Origin of the sequence: Paenibacillus sp. 2RAB27, assembly GCF_052115445.1 — a bacterium.
Taxonomy (GTDB): Bacteria; Bacillota; Bacilli; order Paenibacillales; family NBRC-103111; genus Paenibacillus_E.
On the sequence record NZ_JBFRGR010000011.1, the window covers coordinates 73525 to 91181 of the forward strand.

Consider the following 17657-nt stretch of genomic DNA (forward strand, 5'->3'; position numbering starts at 1 on the left):
CGAGTGGTGAGGTAAAATATCACCGTTGGAATAAGCGGAGTGAGTATTGGTTTCAAGACAATAGTATTGGAAGAAAAGTTTGAATGAAGCATTTGTTCCAAAAGATATTACAGAAAAGTTTGTCAATATGATTTGCTCACCAACGGTTGAACGCCAGTTTGACAAATGTTCGGTTCATTTTCCAATAATAAATAGAATTCTAAGTACTACATCTTTTTTTGGTTTTGATAAACGATTTATTATCCCTGATGTCATAATATCTGAATATCTAAATGTGCTTTACAGTTATGAAAATGGTGATTTGATACTTTATCATATGACTAATAATCTTTATAACAAGTACAAAGGGAAGGTCGATTATTCAGAACAAAGATTAAAGTCATATATACGTGTTTTAATTTTTTGGAGTATATATGAATGCGATATTTACAATGAAGATAAAAGGCCAAAGGATGTTATAAACAAATGAATTTTTTTCTCTTATCTAAACATCAAACGATTGAAGAAAATGTATTAGTCTCTTCTAAAATCTTATATGAGTTGCTTAATAAAAAGAAACACGTTGACCAGTTGTTTCTTGAATTTGCAAAAAAACAAAACGTGGCCTTAAATTTAAACATTGAAAGAGTCCTTTACCTGTCTTTGACTTTTTTATTCTCTCTCGATTTAATATCCTGCCAGAAGCATGGGATCGTTGACTCTAAGCACATGGTTGTCCATTGCCGCTTGAAAATCCGCTAATAACTGGTAGATACTATGCTCGGATTGTCTTATTTCCTGTAGTTGTTCCTCATTTAAAAAGGGCTCAGCCTCTCTCAGCATCGTTTCGATTTCGGCAGGGGGATTGGTTAACCGTGCTTCGGCTACTGTAACCAATCCCTCTTCGAGGTGTTCGGCCTCCTGTAGAATACGAGATATATGCCTATGTACTTGATTTAAGACGGTCGTAACTGCCACATTAAATAATTCCGGTTTGCTAATGAAATGATAATAAATAGCAGGCTTGGACTTGGCATTCTTCGGCGATTTGAAGCAGCGACACAGACTCGTATCCGTACTCCATAAAGCGTTTGGATGCAGTCTTAATAATCATTTCTTGTATGGAAGGATCATTTTTTGCATGCTTGGGTCTACCTGGCGCGCTTTGCGAGTGTTTTTTTATCAAAACTACCTCCATGAATATTTTATGACAATTCATCATTTTAATCAAAAGCGTCTTGATAATTAACCTACCGGTATATATAATTTAATGAGATCAAAGTATCTCCTCCATGAAAATTGTCATGGTTGCATCAAGAACAGGCAGGTGAAAAATACTGGCAACGATTACTCGGTTGAAATGGCTTAGTTACGCAACAACGCTGTTTATGTTTTTCGCGACATTTGGAGGTGGCATCGTCACCAGAACAGAGTCCGGTCTGGGATGCGGCACGGAATGGCCACTGTGTCACGGGAAATTTGTTCCGGCTCATACGCTTGCTTCTGTCATCGAATACACGCATAGGCTGGTGAGTACGACTGCAGGCATTTTGGCCGTGGCTACACTGCTAACTTTTTTAGTGTATTTGAAGCAGCGAAAAGATTTGCAATTTTTTGCAGCGTTAACACTGGTTTTTGTCATCATTCAAGGCACAATGGGTGCATTAGCAGTCGTATTTTCACAATCTCCCCCCGTGATGGCGCTCCATTTGGGCTTCGCTTTTATCGCTTTAGCGAGTTCTTTAATGACGAGTCTTGGCTCGAGGCAAGAACAGAAGGCGCGGGGACTTGCGAAATTCGAGCAGATGCCGAGGACAAGCAAGGCATTTCGCAATTTTGTATGGTGCTTGACCGTATATTCTTATTTGGTGGTCTATACCGGCGCATTTGTAAGTCATACCGATTCGGCAGGTTCCTGTACCGGATTGTTTTGCACAGGCAGTCGACTGCCGGAAGTGGCAGGAGGGATAACAATCGAATTGACTCACCGGATCGCCGGAATGCTGCTGGTTTTGCAGGTTGTCATGTTGTGGTTTTGGATTTACAAAAATTACAAGAGCAATCGTGAATTGACGATGCAAGCCCAGTTTGCTGTTGGTCTCATTTTGTTCCAAGTTCTTACTGGCGTAGGCATGCTGTATACGCTTAGCCGCCCGGAAGTGTACATGTTCGTTGTACTAGCCCATATGACCACTATTGCTGTACTATTTGGCATGCTTGCCTACATGAGCTATCTGACATGGAGGCTTTCCAAGCCCGCAACAATTGAAAAATAATGAAAGTTATTCAAAGGAGAGTTGCTCAGTGACAAAGACAAAACGAAAACGCATATGGCTGCGCATCCTGTTGGCGGGCTTCGTCCTCATCGCGCTTGTTGCCGCCGGATCATTCCTGTATCTAAAATCTCAAACATACGCACCAAGCAATAAAGCGGAGTCGGCATTGCAAAGCAACAGCGAGGTAAATGTAACAGAGGGGAAAGACGGGTATACATTCGAGCCTGCGGATGGAAGCATCATGCAGCCCAACATTATTTTTTATCCTGGCGGATTAGTTGAGCCGGGCAGCTATTCGCCGTTTGCAAGCGAGCTTGCTAAGCTAGGTCATCGTGTATACATTGCAAAAATGCCGCTTAATCTGGCTATTTTTGGGCAAAACAAAGCCGATTCCTTCGTGAAGGAGCATCCGGGCGAATCCTTTGTCATCGGAGGACACTCGCTAGGGGGCGCGTTTGCGGCCAGATATGCTTCAGAGCACAGCGATCAACTGGCAGGCATCYACTTCTTAGCTTCGTATGCTGATGAGAGCGGAAGCCTTTCCGAAACCGACCTTGCCGCGCTGCAAATTACAGGTACGTCTGACGGGGTTCTTAAACTTGAGGAATGGGAAAGCTCAAAAGCCAATCTTCCCGAGTTAACGGAATATGTTTCGATCAATGGCGGGAATCACGGACAATTCGGATCCTATGGCCCGCAAAAGGGAGATAGTGATCCTCAAATCGGAGAAGATGACCAGTTGGAGAAGGTTGTTGATGCCATGCAGAATTGGATGGAGCAATTTAAAAATAATTAGCACAATCTAAAGGATATGTGCAATAACGGCATGAGGGCAGCCATCAGCGATCGGCTGCCTTCATATCATTTAGTTGTTCAATCTATTGTCTCCTCCCTTCCAATACACCATAATGATCAAATTAATAAGGTTGAAAGTGATTTTTTAATTAATATTAATGCTTTTTGGCGGAGACTTTATGGAAGTGAAAAAACTGGATAAGAATTGGTATTAGGTATCGTGTTTTTTTTGCGTTCTTAAATAATTTTACGACGTATCATCTTACAATTTTCATATGAAATGACAAATAATAATACAAAAAGTGTCAAAACTTAAATGCGATAACGTCAGAATTAGCACTTGAAAAACGACAAAACAAGTTACAATTCACACGGCGATTGGAAGATGAAATGTCGCTGAGTTTGAACTTAAATGGCTGTAGCTCGTACCTTTATGGTACGGGCATTTTTTCGGTTTCAAAGTTATCTGGTGTGATTGTTGAGGGGCATCTTTATTCTAGATTATGAGAACTATTGCTCCATATAAATCTGGAATATAATATGTCGGTTTTAATGGTCACTTACGGGGATGGAGGAAGCTAGTGATGACCAAAAGTCTGGGGAATCGCGCTTGGCTGCTGCATCTGGTCATTATCTCACTTTGGGTTCTTATGCTGTATCCGATAGCTTGGTTAATCGCGAGCTCATTTAAAACATGAAACAGATGTTATAGATCATATTTACTTTCAAAATGCTTGAAATAAAAAATAACCCTATCTCATTGGAGGATAGGGTTATTCATTTTAAGTCTTCATTTAATCAACTCACGTAGTGCTTCAGCAAATCTGGATATCCCCAATGCAATCTCGTCTGACTTCGCCCTAGCGAATGTAAACCGCACGTATCCCGAATCGGAACCATAAACACTCCCGGGTACCATGACGATACCTTTCTTAATGGATTCTTCCAACAATATACCGTCTGGAATACTCGGAATCAATTTGCACCAAAAATGAATGCCTCCTACGGGCACCACGTACTCAATCAGACCTGAAAGTTCTTTTTCTAAAGATTCGATGAGTAAATCACGTTTAAATTGAAGCTGAATTCGCAAGCGCTCCAAATGAGGAGCAAAATAAGCTGACTGTAAAAATTGCCCCGCAACTTGCTGGGGAATGATGCTTAATCCAAAATCCATCTGTTGCCTAGCATCGGCTAGCCTTTCCACTATAGAACGAGGAGCTACCATCCATCCTATTCGTAAGCCAGAAGCTGCAATCTTGGAGAATGAACCAATATATAGAACCGAACCCGTCGTATCCATGGATTTGAGTGACAAAGGAGGGACACCGTCATACGAGGTTAAGCTATATGGATCATCTTCTACTACAGGAATTCCTAATTCACTAATGATATCAAGAAGACGTCTGCGTCTTTCTTCACTTAGTAACGCTCCAGTTGGGTTCTGGTAATTCGGATTCAAAAACACCATTTTAATACGGTGTTTTTTATATAAAGTGCGAATATCCTCTGGCTGTACGCCATGATTATCGACTGGGAGGCGGAACAAGCGAAGGCCAGCAGATTGAAACATGGGCAGCGAATAGCAGTAGGAAGGATCTTCTATGGCGACTGCGTCACCTGGAGACAGAAGACACTGCGTAATTAAAAACAACGATTGTTGAGAGCCCGATGTGATAAGAATGGAGGAGTCTGTTGTCCGGATTCCTCGATAATTAGTTAGATAATCAACCAAAGCCTCTCTTAATGGAGTTGAACCTTGAGGGTTAACGTAACCCAAATAGGACGTGTATGCGTTATTACTCATGAGTGCAGCGATTTCATCTGTTGGAGCTAGATCAGCCGAGAGCTCACCGCTCGCAAAATCGATTAATGATGGATTATGAGCTAGCGCTTCGCGGATCCTCCGTAAAAAAGGCAGGTTAGGAAGAAAGCTTCCTCCTTCAGCAAACCGACTCCAGTTTGGCGTATGTTTCGGAGTGGCCCCCCATTTGGATGTACTTACCCGAGTTCCGCTACCAATGCGGCTCTCGATAATCCCCATAGATCGCAGTTCCGCGAATGCTGAAATGACAGTGCTTCGGTTCACATCAAATTGTTCAGCAAGTTTTCGTTCGGGGGGCAGCAAACTGCCCGGAGGAAACTCCCCATATGAAATTCTTTGCTCGAGATAGTCGGCAATTTGCTCATATAGAGCTTTTTTACTATTGCGATCAGGTTTCCACATCTTAAAAATCCCCTTGAATATTAGATCAAACCAGACCAATTTTACATTTATAATACCACTTTTCATGAAAAATAACCGATGTTTTCTTCTTTAGCATTCTGTGAACATGGATTAGATCAATATTGGTTGGCATAAAAACTGAGTAATTGGTTGGTTACATTCGTCCTCTTCAAATTTATGATAGTTATTAATTAGTCTTGGTGTTATTAACTGAGGGAAGGAGATGGACCAGTGACAGCTTTGCTATCTTTCATTATGCTTTGCATTGCGCTCGTATCAAGTCCTTTGCTTATCGCTATAGGTGGGGCTCGTCTCATCCGTGAAGATGATCGTGAAATTGAATGTAAAAAGTCCAGAATCAATACAGTAATAACGTGAAAAAAGGAGAGAATAAGAATGAATAATTCACATAGAAACAATTATGAGCAGAAATTGGATGGACTTCTCCCATTAACAATTATATTTTTTATTTCCATTTTTTCAGKGTTCTTTTTCTTTCTAATAAACCATTTTTTATAGAAGTAATGCTTTATTTCAGCTATAAAAAGAAACGAAAGAACCTTAGTACAGTGAGTTACTGAACTAAGGTTCTTTGTCATTTTACAATATAAACGATCAAAGCTATCAATCCTAGAGGGATAATAACCGCATAATAAAGAGTAAGATTAACGAATATGCTCTTTGTTTGGCGATCATATCCCGGATTGCCTTCTTTATTTGAATTAGAGTGTCCAATCGCTATTGTTGCTACTCCACCAGTAATTAAAATAGCAGCAAATATAAAATAGTAAAGATATAACGACATAAATTATCACTCCTTTAAGTTATTGAAAACGATACTTTCAGAATCATAGTATCAGTTCATCCACGGCATGTAACCATCCAATTAGCAATCGATATATCCATCCAATTATGGGGTTCAGCTCTAATTCTACGACAACTGCCAATAATGCTGAATGTGATTGGTTTTAGAATCAGTATACCTGGATTCATTAAACTATAGAGGAGATTCATGTGTTAATGCGAATTATAATGGAAGGGGTGGATGTGTGGGTTATATAGAACAGAAATTGAACCTATCTTACGAATACTTATGTAAACGCTATCAATAGAAAGAGTGATCGGATGAAATCTCGTTTCGTATCCCTAAGCCTATCGCTTGTCATGGTGTTAACAGCATGCCAGTCACAGCATGTAACCAAGATTCCCAGAAGCCAGCCAAAGGTAGAAACACTCTCTTGGCTCCACCATTTTGATGAGGAGGGGGCTAGGAAATGGCTAGAAATAGGGACGCAGCTATTCAGTAAGCAGCATCCTTCGTATGCATTCGCACTTACAGGTGTTGATGGGGGTAATTATCTGAGCTTGCTGCGTACTAGAGCGATTTCGGACAACATGCCGGATATGTATATGATTGATAATTTGGATACGGCTATCGATTTTATTCGTTCAGGCTATGCGATGGATTTAAGCAATCAGCCAAGTCTAGCTCATATCGATGAACGTTACCTAAATGGCGTGAAGACAGGCGATGGGCGTATATGGGCGCTGCCGATTGATGTGAATGGTGTTGGTGTGATTTACAATAAAGACGCATTTGCCAAGGCTGACATTAAGGAGCMGCCCAAAACATGGCAACAATTTATCGAAGCCTGTGAAGCTCTGCAAAAGGTAGGGATTGTCCCGATCGCAGCAGGTTATAAGGATGCTTGGACGATTAGTTGGGATCTCGCGGCAGATTTATTAGCAAATCAATATGCGGCCAATCCCAAATGGATTGCTGATATCGAAGCAGGAAAAACAACATTTAAGGACGATCAAATCCATTTCAAAGAAATTTTGCAGCGATTCGGTGAGCGCTTAAAATACGTCAACAAAAAACCATTTGAAACAGACTGGAATCAGGCGCAAATGCTCCTTGCGGACGGGGAAGCAGGGATGATCATTAACGGCACATGGACGGTTGATGGGGTAAAATCCAAAAATCCAGGTAGCAATTTGGGGCTATTCGCATTTCCGTATTCGACAGATCCGCAGAAGGCAATATTCGGTCTGAAATCGACAGGCGGTATCGTTGTGAATCCGAAATCTCCCCATAAGGAAGCGGCCTTACAAGCGTTGGAGCTGTTTGCTACGCAACAAATGGGAAATATTTTTCAGACAAATAAGAAAGCGCTATCTGTTATAAAAGGATTACCCAAAGATTTTGATCCGACCTATATCGAATTAGATTCAACTTATATACAAACGGGTAAAACGTACGATTGGTCCAGCCTTTACATTGATTTTGTTAACCAAGATCTACAGAAGGTGTTCATTAATGCCATTACGAAATTCATTATTGACCCCTCACACAATGTGGACACCTGTATTCAAGAGCTGGATCAAGCATTTAATCAACAACGTCGGGCAACGAAATGAGAGTGGGTAAGGAGCATGGATGAATGAGAGCTTTTCAGCAGCTATCCAATCGTATCAAGGATTTTCGAATTCGCACAAAGCTTTTTCTTTCCAATATGATTCTCATTCTGTTCATCTCGACATGTGTTGGCGGGGTTGCGATTTACGCATCAACCAAGTTTATTGAAGCGAATACCAAGGATCTCTCTATGCAAGTTATACACCAAGTATCAGACAATATCGAGAACAAAGCGAAGGAAGCCTTTACCTCCTCTGTTTATCTTCTCAGTGATACGAATCTTCGACAAATTGTGGCTGAACAAGGGGAAGAAGTTACCAATGAGAACTATCCTGCCTTTCGTAGTCGGATGGAATTTTTACTTGCACAGTATGGAAATGGTAATCCTTATCTGAATGCCATCATGATCCAAACGAGCACAGGGCAATTGTATTGGTGGGAGAATAAAAAGGGGTTAGATCATACACTGAATCATGAAGCCGTATCGACGATGACGATGAGTGCTGAGAAGTATCTGCAATCTCATCAGCTTAGCATGAGTTGGACGCCTTCTCTACGTGAGCGAAATGAAGTATTTCTCATCAGAAATTTCGTCGATGTGAACCAGATTGATCGCAGCTTAGGAACGATTATTTATAGTCTGGATGCTAACTTTTTTCTTTCTTTGGGCAGCGGAAGTTCCATTATTAAGCAGAGTAATGTCGCCATCCTCAACCCTTTCAATGAATTACTTGTAGGCGGCGGAAGTCCAGAAACAGACAAACTTATTCGGAACAGTATATCGAATGTGCTTAGTGAGGGGGATGTGGCCATGGCTACCGTGGAATACGCAGGCGCGGACAGCCATTTATTCGTACAAGAACGAACCCCGACCTTGGGATGGCGTGTACTATGCTTTATTCCAATGTCTGTTTTGCTGTCGGGTACGCAAATCATCGTTTTTGTAATTGTCCTTGTATCGTTGTTGGCTGTACTCATCTCGACAGGCATTGCCGCAATCCTTTCCAATTCAGCTACGCGAAATATCAAAATTTTGGAACAGACGATGCGACGTGTAGAAGACGGCAATCTTGATGTACGCATTGTTCCACTGGGTAAAGATGAAATCGGCAGTTTATCACTTCGGTTTAATTTCATGTTAGCTCGGATCAATGAACTTATTAATATCGTATATAAAGAGCAAATCGCGAAACAGCAAGCCGAATTCACTGTGTTACGAAGTCAAATTAATCCTCATTTTCTATATAACACCCTCGGAACGGTGAAATGGTATGCTCGCATGAACGAACAACCTGAGATTGAACGAATGATCAGCTCCGTTATCGACTTATTGAAGTCTTCAGTACGGCGTGTTGGTGAATTTCATAGCTTGGATCAAGAAATAAGGCAGTTAAAGAACTATGTTTTTATCCAAAAAATTGGTTATGGGGAAGCTTTTCAAATGGATTATAAGGTGGATGAATCCTTGTTGGCCTGTGAGGTTCCCTATTTTATCCTGCAGCCTTTGGTCGAAAATGCTATTCTACACGGAATTGAGATGTCGAAGGGAATAGGCAAAATCCAATTAACCGCTAAGGTTATTGAGCGAGATTTACTACTTACCGTAGAAGACAATGGTAAAGGCATGGATACGGTACAAGTCGCGAATATCCTGCATGTCGGCTCTCAAAAAGAATCAGTGCCAGGTGTTACAGGTATCGGCATTCACAATGTTCATGAGCGAATTCAGCTCTACTATGGGCCTCAATATGGGCTTAGTTATGAGAGTGCTTTAGGACTAGGTACCAAGGCCACCACGCGGATTCCTTATAAAATAAAACGTTAAGGAGGGGGCTCAGTATGCTGAACGCCATGATCGTTGAGGACAATGCGATCTACCGCTATGCTATTAAATCGATCATTTGTTGGGAAGATTACGGCTTTCATATCGTGAGCGAAGCTCTAAATGGTGTGCATGCCCTAGACTTATTGCAGCATCAACAGGTGGATTTAATTCTGACAGACATATCAATGCCCGAAATGAATGGGATTGATTTGATTCAGCAGGTGAAACAACAAGATGATTCGATAAAAATTGTTGCGCTTAGCTCCTTTGATGATTTTCGGTTCGTGAAGGAGGCTCTGAAGCTGGGTGCTGAGGATTATTTACTTAAACATGATTTGGAACCTGAGTCCCTGCAGCAATTACTCCGGCAAATGAAAATGAAAATTGAAGCGGGGCTTCATCAGAAGAGACAAGCAGCAATCCGAAATGAGAATTTGCAGGAAATGTGGCATTTACTAGGACGTAAGCTCATATTAGGGGAATTGAAGACGGGTGATGACATGGAGGAGCAAGCGAGAGCGATACGATTCCCGATCCCCTCTGGTCCCATTGCCATTATGCTTATCGAGGGCGAATTTGACGCTAATTTCACGCGTGCCTTGCTATCTGAACTAGGGGAAGCCCCTATACAAGTTTCGATTTCAGATCATCGCAACGTGCTTATGAGGCATTTTCCAAATGAACATAGCGAACAAACATGTAGAGATGAATTGTTGCGGCAAGCTGCTGTGTTCTTGGAAAATAAGGGTGAACCTAGTACCTTGACTGTAAGCATCAGTTCAATCGGACATGGTTTAACGGATTGGGCGATGCTGTATCGTCAAGCAGAAACAGCCCTCGAACACGCAATCTATGATGGTGCCGGTCTAGTTTATTCCTATTCGGGTAGTAAGCCTCGAGTAACAGAAGGGGTAGAGGTCTCGATAAAAGCCTACGCCACTGCCATACAAAGCGGCCAATTCGAAGCAGTAGTCAGGGAAACTGAGCTATTCTTTGACTTACTTTTGGCAAGAAGACTCTCGTTGGAGGAATTGAAAGTCATCATTCATGAAGCCACCATAATAACGAAAGCAGCTGCGATTGGTAGAGGGAAGTTTTCTTCAAGTGCGGAGGCAACCTATCGACAAATAAATCGATTACTCGAAGCTTTCCCCACTTTACCGCAACTGAAGCAACTATTTCAGAAATGGCAAAAAGAATTAAGTTATGAATCAATGGGGAATACGCCGTTTCGTAAAGAGATTCAAGCTGCCATTGCTTATATCGAGGAGCATTATGCGGAGGATATCACGGTTACCAAGGTGGCTGATAATCTTCATCTTAGTTCTAATTATGTCTCTAATTTGTTTAAAAGTGAGACAGGGATACGATTCGTAGAATATTTAAATCGATATCGAATTCGTAAGGCTAAGTTATTGCTTCAGGATCCTAGCTGGAAAGTATATGAAGTCGCAGAAAAAACAGGTTTCCAAGAAACCTCCTATTTTTGTAAAGTATTTAAAGAGCTTGAGGGGAAAACTGTCAAAGAATTTAGATGTGAGTCTTAAAAGTGAAGTGAAAAATATAAGAAATCAGTGAAATATGGAAGGCATGAAGTTGTGAATTGCGTTATAATTCACAACTTTTTGCTTTTTTGTGATGTGGTGAATCCTGTTGTTTTCTTATGTATTTAGAAGTTTATTTGAATGAAAGCGCTTTATATTTTAACTATACTGGCAATAGGGACAACATGAAACCTACATGGCGAATGAAATGGGTTTCATACGAGAAGTAGAGAGCCCAACCGAGGGAGGAATCACACGTGCGACAATCCATCAGCCAAAATCAGATCATTCAATTATCGCCCGAGGCGTTACGCATAGATGGCAAATCAGAAGTTATACTCTGTGCCTCTTTGTTTTACTTTAGACTCCCTCGTGCTTGTTGGAAAGAACGATTACGTAAAATAAAAGCCTTTGGTTATAACGCAATTGATGTGTATTTTCCTTGGAATTATCATGAGACCGAAGAAGGGGTATGGGATTTCGGCGGAGAGAAAGATGTTATGCAGTTCCTTCAAGAGGCTTCGGACACTGGCTTATGGGTTATCGCAAGGCCAGGTCCGTACATTTGCTCCGAATGGGATGGGGGCGCATTACCCGCCTATCTATTTATCGAAGAAAACATACGTATTCGGGACAATGATCCGCTATTCTTAACGCATGTGGCTAGATGGTATGCACAGATTCTACCCATTCTACAGCAATATGAACAAGGCCAGGGAGGCTCCATCATTGCTGTTCAACTGGAGAATGAGCTTGATTTCTATCCTTGTACGGATCCCGAAGGTTATATTTCAGCGTTGAGAGATCTAGCCTACCAACATGGCATCACGGTTCCCTTACTTGCATGTGCTGGCCAAGGCGGTTTGTTACAAGCAACCGGGTTCGCTGAAGGTGTTGTGCCAACCTGCAATTTTTACCCGAATGATCGTGATCCATCCTTTGAAGAGAGAGTTCACTACTACAGAGAGGAATTAGCAAGAAGGGGTTATCCCTTACTGGTAACCGAAACGAACCGCTCGCACTTCTTGCTCCGACGTCTTCTTTCAGCTGGAGCCAAATTGTTAGGTCCTTATTTGCAAGCATCAGGGACAAACTTTGGCTTTACGAATGCCGCCAACAATTGGGGAGATCCGCTTTCCTTTCTGACATCGGATTATGATTTTCATGGCATGATTACGCCAGAAGGGCATATCCGGGAAGAAGCGTACGAGGGCAGGTTGCTGCATTACGTCATTCAAACCTATGGTGCTTCGCTAGCTGAGGCAACGCCAAGTGAGCAAAATCATCTAGCTTTGAAGCACGGCGGCGAGCTCGTATTCGAATTGAATGTCTCGGCATTAGAATGCCCGATTTTGCCACTTCATGTGCCTTTACAAACTTGGGGGATTGCTGATGGCGGTGGGCTCGATTATGCAACAGCTGAACTAATGCAAGTGAAGCATCTAGCGCATGAGCAGCGTACACTTTTCATTTTCCATACGGAGGGTGAAGGGGAAGTGCAATTCACCTTTGAGTCGGAGATCGAGGTAAAGAATATCGAAATGACCGTTCATGATTCGCAATTAAAAGGAAGGGTAACGTTATCCTTTCAATCTTCGGACAATGAAGCTAGAGCTACGATTCATCTATCAGATGGGCATATTCTTGAAATCATCGGAATGAGCCGATCTCGTGCGCTTCGTTTGGAAGGCATCGATGAGGATGGCAAGTTGAGAATTGAAGCATTTGCTGTGCAAGCGAGGGAAAGCAGGGAAGTGGAGACGTCATGGCAACTAAGCAAGGTTGACCACGTGCTTTCCCTTTCAGAAGAAACCCTATACCTTGGAGACGATGCCGATCATTTAGAAAAACACGGGATATATCGTGGATTCGCTTGGTATCAAGCCCAATTGCCGCAGACTGATGACAACTATCAAGGCTTCATCCTACAGCGAGCTAGTGATGTGGTTTCTCTTTATACGGGAGAAGAGTATATGGGTACCGTAACACCAGGCGGAACAAGCCGCTATGTGCCGATTCCTGAAGGCATACACGTCGTACCTGATCTAACAGCCCGTGCGGAAATTTGGGGACATACCAATTTCCACGATACGACACTTCCCGGGCTACATTTGAACAGTCTGAAGGGACTTACTGGTATTGTTGGCGTCACGTCGACAAGAGATCTAAATCAAAATTGGCGATTCAAGCTCATGCAAGCCGGTGGTATCAAAGACGAATATGCAGCTACGGATGTGGATGACGGGCAATGGCCGATCGTCAGCATAGGAGGCTGGTTATCAGCAGATTTGCCTGCATATCACTGCTATCGTAAGCACGTTAAGCTGGCAGACCAAGCCAATCGTTGGATTCTTCATACGCCTGGCAACTTCAGCCAAGCTTATGCTTATGTAAATGGACATTCACTAGGACAAGTGAATCCGCATGATCCTTTTCTAGATCTTACGCCTTTCGTACATGCGGGAGAAACTGCGGTCATTACGCTATTATTGGATAAAACGTTCATTGCCTTGAGTGGACAAATTACATTGTACGAAGGTACGTCGGCGAATGAATGGAGCGTAGTGGGTTGTAAGGAACAAGGCTTATTGCAACATGCTAAAGCCTCGCGCATCGATGCGCAACCTGTCACAGAAGCGATAGCGCTGAAGCCTGGTGCCGTCGCATGGCTCTATGGCGAGCTCGAAGACAGCAATCAGGACTTAGGTTGGCGTGTATATGCCAGTGGCCGAGATATGAAACTGACGGTGTTCTTTAACGGACATCTGGTTGGGCGTCTATGGACGCAAGGCGGTGCGAATCGGCCGATATTCCGTGGCGGGAGTGACGAATCCTTTTACTTGCCTGGGGCATGGTTCCATAAGCGGGAAGAGGGGAACGAACTAGCTGTTATGTTGGAGGCTGTAGGGTTAGAAAACGATGCTATATTGGAACCATTTCGTTTCGTACCCGTCTCCGATAGTTAATATGAAAGGAGCTAACGTATGAAAACTGCCACCACAACCAAGACCATAGATGTCGTTTCACCCGTTGTCAGAAAGCGAACGACACCGTTGCGAAGATTTTGGTCGCATCGCACGTTATTGCTGATGTGCGTACCTGCTATTCTTTTTTTCCTAGTGATGTCGTATCTTCCTATGCCTGGGCTGTATCTTGCATTTATCAACTATAACTACTCGGCCGGGATCTTTGGCAGTGACTTCGTTGGGTTCGATAACTTCAAATTTCTAGTGACTTCAGGCGCGCTGTGGAAGTTAACGTCCAATACCATTCTCTATAATCTCGAGTTTATCGTATTCGGCAATATTCTGCAGATCAGCATTGCGATTCTACTCAATGAGCTTCGTAAAAAGTGGTTTAAGAAAGTCTCGCAATCGCTGATGTTTCTGCCTTATTTCATCTCTTTCGTGCTTGTTGGACTCATTGCTTATAACATTCTCAGCTATGATTTCGGATTGCTGAACGGCATTCTGAAATCGATCGGTTGGGATCCTGTCAAAACATACTCAAATCCAAGTATTTGGCCTTTTATCATTGTCATCACGTATTTGTGGCAGTCCACAGGATATGGCTCCATTGTGTATTTCGCCGCCATTATGGGCTTAGACTCTGAGATTGTGGAAGCGTCAGAAATTGACGGCGCCAATGCCTTACAGCGGATTCGTTATATTGTGCTCCCATGGCTGAAGCCAACCTTTATTATTTTGTTTCTGTTCTCATTGGGAGGCATCCTCCGAGGCAATTTCGGCTTATTCTACAACTTAGTTGGAGCTAATAATACAGCGTTGTTCGATGCTACAGATATTATTGAGACATTCGTGTTCCGTTCCTTAATGAACAATTTTAATTTCTCTTTAGGAAGCGCTGTCAGCTTATATCAGTCCATTTTTGGCTTCTTTATCGTCATCACAGCAAACTGGTTAGTTAAAAAGGCTTCACCTGAGAACACCTTATTTTAAAAGTTATCTGATTTATTCAATGATGAATAGCAGAGGAGGGACATCCCATGGAGCAAGTCATCGCTCGACAGAGGGGGACGGATTTATCATCCGTGCTTATACGACAATTCGGCTATATCTTTATTGGTTTATTCGCAGTATGCTGCCTAATCCCATTTCTTCTCGTCCTAGGCACTTCGTTCACCTCAGAGAAATCAATTACGCTGCATGGATATAATTTATGGCCTGCCGAATTCAGTACGTTTGCTTATAAAATCGTGTTTGAAAATCCGGGCGTGATTCTAGGATCCTATGGTGTGACGCTGGGGATTACGGTCGCGGGAACAGCGATTGGACTATTCGTCGTCGCCATGACGGGATATTCCTTGCAACGTCCAGACTTTCCGTATCGGAACCGGATATCCTTCTTCATTTACTTTACAACGTTGTTTCAAGGGGGCGTCGTCCCTTTTTACTTAATCATGACGCAGTGGCTGCACCTCAAAGATAACTACTTAGCGGTTCTGTTGCCAGGACTCATGAGCCCTTTTCTCATTATTATGATGAAAAGCTTCGTCACCTCGATTCCTCATGCCATTACAGAGTCGGCCAAAATGGATGGAGCAGGCGATTTTCGAATATTTACAAATTTAATCTTGCCGATGACGACACCTGCTTTGGCTACGATAGGACTGTTTATTGCACTAGGCTACTGGAATGAATGGTACAATGCCATGCTCTTCCTTTCGCCGGATTTGAAATATCGACCACTTCAATTGTTTCTCTATAATGTGGTCACCAGCGCTGACTTTATAAAGAATTCGTCCGTTTCATCCAATGTTCAACCCAGAGATATGCCGCTCGAGTCCATGAAAATGGCCACAGCGGTTGTTGCAACAGGACCTGTCATCCTGTTTTATCCCTTGGTGCAGAAATATTTCATCAAAGGTATCACCGTTGGTGCTGTTAAAGGCTAACGTTAGGCATAGACCAAAATGATAATGGGGAGGCAATTCCATGTTCAAGAAAAAGAAAGCGCTTAGTATTGCACTCGCTGCGACGCTCGCAGTAAGTTTGACGGCTTGTACGTCATCTAACAGCACTTCTTCAGATTCGCCAGCACCTGCAACAGCTGCTGGCGGGAAAATCGATACGTCTGAGTTTCAAACGATTTCTTATGTCATGTTGGGCGACAAGCCGAAGAATGGACAGTTCGAGAAAGTCATGGATAAGATTAATGCCATTTTAAAACAAAAGGTCAATGCAAAACTGGAAATTAAATGGGTGGAGTGGGCTGATTGGCAAACAAAATACAATTTATTACTCGCATCTGGGGAGCCTGTTGATTTAATTACCGTAGCAACAGACTGGTTGGATACATGGCAAAATGCGCAAAAAGGCGCCTTCCAGCCATTAGATAAGCTCCTGCCAACCTTTGCGCCAATTACATGGAAGGAAGTACCGCCAGAGAACTGGGCTGAGACGAAATACAAGAATCAGATCATGCTGATTCCCGAAGATCATTATACGCAATGGGTAAATCACGGCTTCCAGTATCGTGGGGATTGGGCCAAGGAATTCGGCATCACGTCACCAATTACGGATTGGAAGACTTTAGAGAAATACTTGCAAGGTGTCAAGGATAAAAAGCCGGGCGTTGTTCCGTGGGATACGAATGGTACTTCAGGAGGCAACATTGGCGGCTATATCAATTCTTACACGGATGCGATTGAACTTCCGATAAATACAGGATTATTCGCATTAATTTACGGCAAATCTTTTAATGATAAATACAAAGCCTATAGTCCATTCCTTGATGATACGTTTGTTGATTTTGCTAAGATGATGAAAAGCTGGGGCGACAAGGGATTCTGGCGCGAGGATGTTTTGAACTATAAAGGCGACAACCGTGCGGAGATGGAAGCAGGTAAAACCTCTGTCGATCAACATCATACACAAACCTACCTTGGCGAGCGCATCAAAATGGATAAACTTCAGCCAGGCTCAGATCTGCAATTCTTCCCATTCTCAGCGACTAAAAATAACCTCGTTTCCATGTCGATCACGCATGGCGGTACATCCATTGGTGCGAAAAGTAAGCATCCAGAGCGCGCGCTGATGGTGTATGAACTCATTCGCCAAGACCCTGAAGTATATCGTCTGATGAACTATGGCCTCGAAGGTGTGCAGTATGTCGTGAAAGACGGCAAACGCTACCGTCCGGACGGGTATGATGTGCAAAGAGACGATTTCTACTCCGATTTCTGGGGCGGACGTATAGACAAGAACGAAATTCCTAATGGCGAAGACTGGGTTGGGAAAGGCGCTTTGTATGCTTCTTACGATAAGATCAAGAAGCCGTATCCATATGGCCGATTTGTCTTCGATAAAGCTAACGTCACGAATGAGTTGACAGCGATTACACAAGTTGTGGGATCCATGGGCCCTGCTATTCTCTACGGTAAAGCGGGTGACCCTGTGAAAGCGGTAGATGATTTCCGAGCGAAGTTGAAAGCTGCCGGTTTCGACAAAGTGATGACGGAAGTTCAGAAGCAATTGGATGAATTCAAAAAAATGGTAGAAAGCACGAAATAAGAGGATTCACACATCGAAGGTCTGTTCAGAACAGGCCTTCGATCTTTCGCTTTTCATTT

Annotated in this window: 14 protein-coding genes; 10 read left to right on the plus strand and 4 right to left on the minus strand. The window is 42.8% G+C overall.

Going from position 1 to position 17657, the window contains the following annotated elements:
- The first annotated feature begins 79 nt into the window (after positions 1-79).
- Complete coding sequence (locus tag AB4114_RS17115) at positions 80-469, plus strand: hypothetical protein (protein WP_441989535.1); 390 nt, start codon at positions 80-82, stop codon at positions 467-469.
- A 197-nt stretch (positions 470-666) separates the two neighbouring features.
- Here the strand turns inward: AB4114_RS17115 and AB4114_RS17120 are convergent, their stop codons facing one another.
- Entirely contained in the window at positions 667-957 is a 291-nt protein-coding gene (locus AB4114_RS17120) for a hypothetical protein (RefSeq protein ID WP_441989536.1), read from the minus strand.
- Between the two features lie 19 nt (positions 958-976).
- Complete coding sequence (locus tag AB4114_RS17125) at positions 977-1165, minus strand: hypothetical protein (protein ID WP_441989537.1); 189 nt, start codon at positions 1163-1165, stop codon at positions 977-979.
- Positions 1166-1334: 169 nt separating this feature from the next.
- On the opposite strand from AB4114_RS17125, the gene AB4114_RS17130 reads away from it, so the two are divergent.
- Positions 1335-2255, plus strand: a complete 921-nt coding sequence (locus AB4114_RS17130) for a COX15/CtaA family protein (RefSeq protein ID WP_441989538.1) — start codon at positions 1335-1337, stop codon at positions 2253-2255.
- Positions 2256-2283: 28 nt separating this feature from the next.
- Positions 2284-3051 (plus strand): alpha/beta hydrolase, encoded by a 768-nt coding sequence (locus tag AB4114_RS17135; RefSeq protein ID WP_441989539.1) that lies wholly within the window; start codon positions 2284-2286, stop codon positions 3049-3051.
- A 789-nt stretch (positions 3052-3840) separates the two neighbouring features.
- Here AB4114_RS17135 and pdxR read toward each other — a convergent pair.
- Together pdxR and AB4114_RS17145 are read right to left on the minus strand one after the other, a co-directional pair.
- Positions 3841-5277 carry a MocR-like pyridoxine biosynthesis transcription factor PdxR gene (gene pdxR / locus AB4114_RS17140; RefSeq protein WP_441989540.1) on the minus strand — a complete coding sequence of 479 codons (1437 nt, stop codon included), beginning with the start codon at positions 5275-5277 and terminating at the stop codon, positions 3841-3843.
- Between the two features lie 595 nt (positions 5278-5872).
- On the minus strand, positions 5873-6082 hold the full coding sequence (locus tag AB4114_RS17145; RefSeq protein ID WP_171629715.1) for a hypothetical protein: 210 nt from the start codon (positions 6080-6082) through the stop codon (positions 5873-5875).
- A 320-nt stretch (positions 6083-6402) separates the two neighbouring features.
- Here AB4114_RS17145 and AB4114_RS17150 point away from each other — a divergent pair, with 320 nt between their 5' ends.
- The 7 genes from AB4114_RS17150 to AB4114_RS17180 all read left to right on the plus strand — a co-directional run bounded on the left by AB4114_RS17150 (position 6403) and on the right by AB4114_RS17180 (position 17598).
- Positions 6403-7698: an ABC transporter substrate-binding protein gene (locus AB4114_RS17150; protein ID WP_441989541.1), complete on the plus strand. Its 1296-nt coding sequence runs from the start codon at positions 6403-6405 to the stop codon at positions 7696-7698.
- A gap of 23 nt (positions 7699-7721) precedes the next feature.
- A complete protein-coding gene (locus AB4114_RS17155; RefSeq protein ID WP_441989542.1) occupies positions 7722-9521 on the plus strand; it encodes a sensor histidine kinase in 1800 nt (599 codons plus the stop codon).
- Positions 9522-9535: 14 nt separating this feature from the next.
- The gene (locus tag AB4114_RS17160; protein ID WP_441989543.1) at positions 9536-11068 is read left to right on the plus strand and encodes a response regulator; all 1533 of its coding nucleotides are present in this window, start codon (positions 9536-9538) and stop codon (positions 11066-11068) included.
- 254 nt (positions 11069-11322) lie between these two features.
- Positions 11323-14031: a beta-galactosidase gene (locus AB4114_RS17165; RefSeq protein WP_441989544.1), complete on the plus strand. Its 2709-nt coding sequence runs from the start codon at positions 11323-11325 to the stop codon at positions 14029-14031.
- A gap of 123 nt (positions 14032-14154) precedes the next feature.
- Complete coding sequence (locus AB4114_RS17170) at positions 14155-15024, plus strand: ABC transporter permease (protein WP_441989623.1); 870 nt, start codon at positions 14155-14157, stop codon at positions 15022-15024.
- Between the two features lie 47 nt (positions 15025-15071).
- A complete protein-coding gene (locus AB4114_RS17175) occupies positions 15072-15980 on the plus strand; it encodes a carbohydrate ABC transporter permease (protein ID WP_441989545.1) in 909 nt (302 codons plus the stop codon).
- 40 nt (positions 15981-16020) lie between these two features.
- The gene (locus tag AB4114_RS17180; RefSeq protein WP_441989546.1) at positions 16021-17598 is read left to right on the plus strand and encodes an ABC transporter substrate-binding protein; all 1578 of its coding nucleotides are present in this window, start codon (positions 16021-16023) and stop codon (positions 17596-17598) included.
- Positions 17599-17657 lie beyond the last annotated feature (59 nt).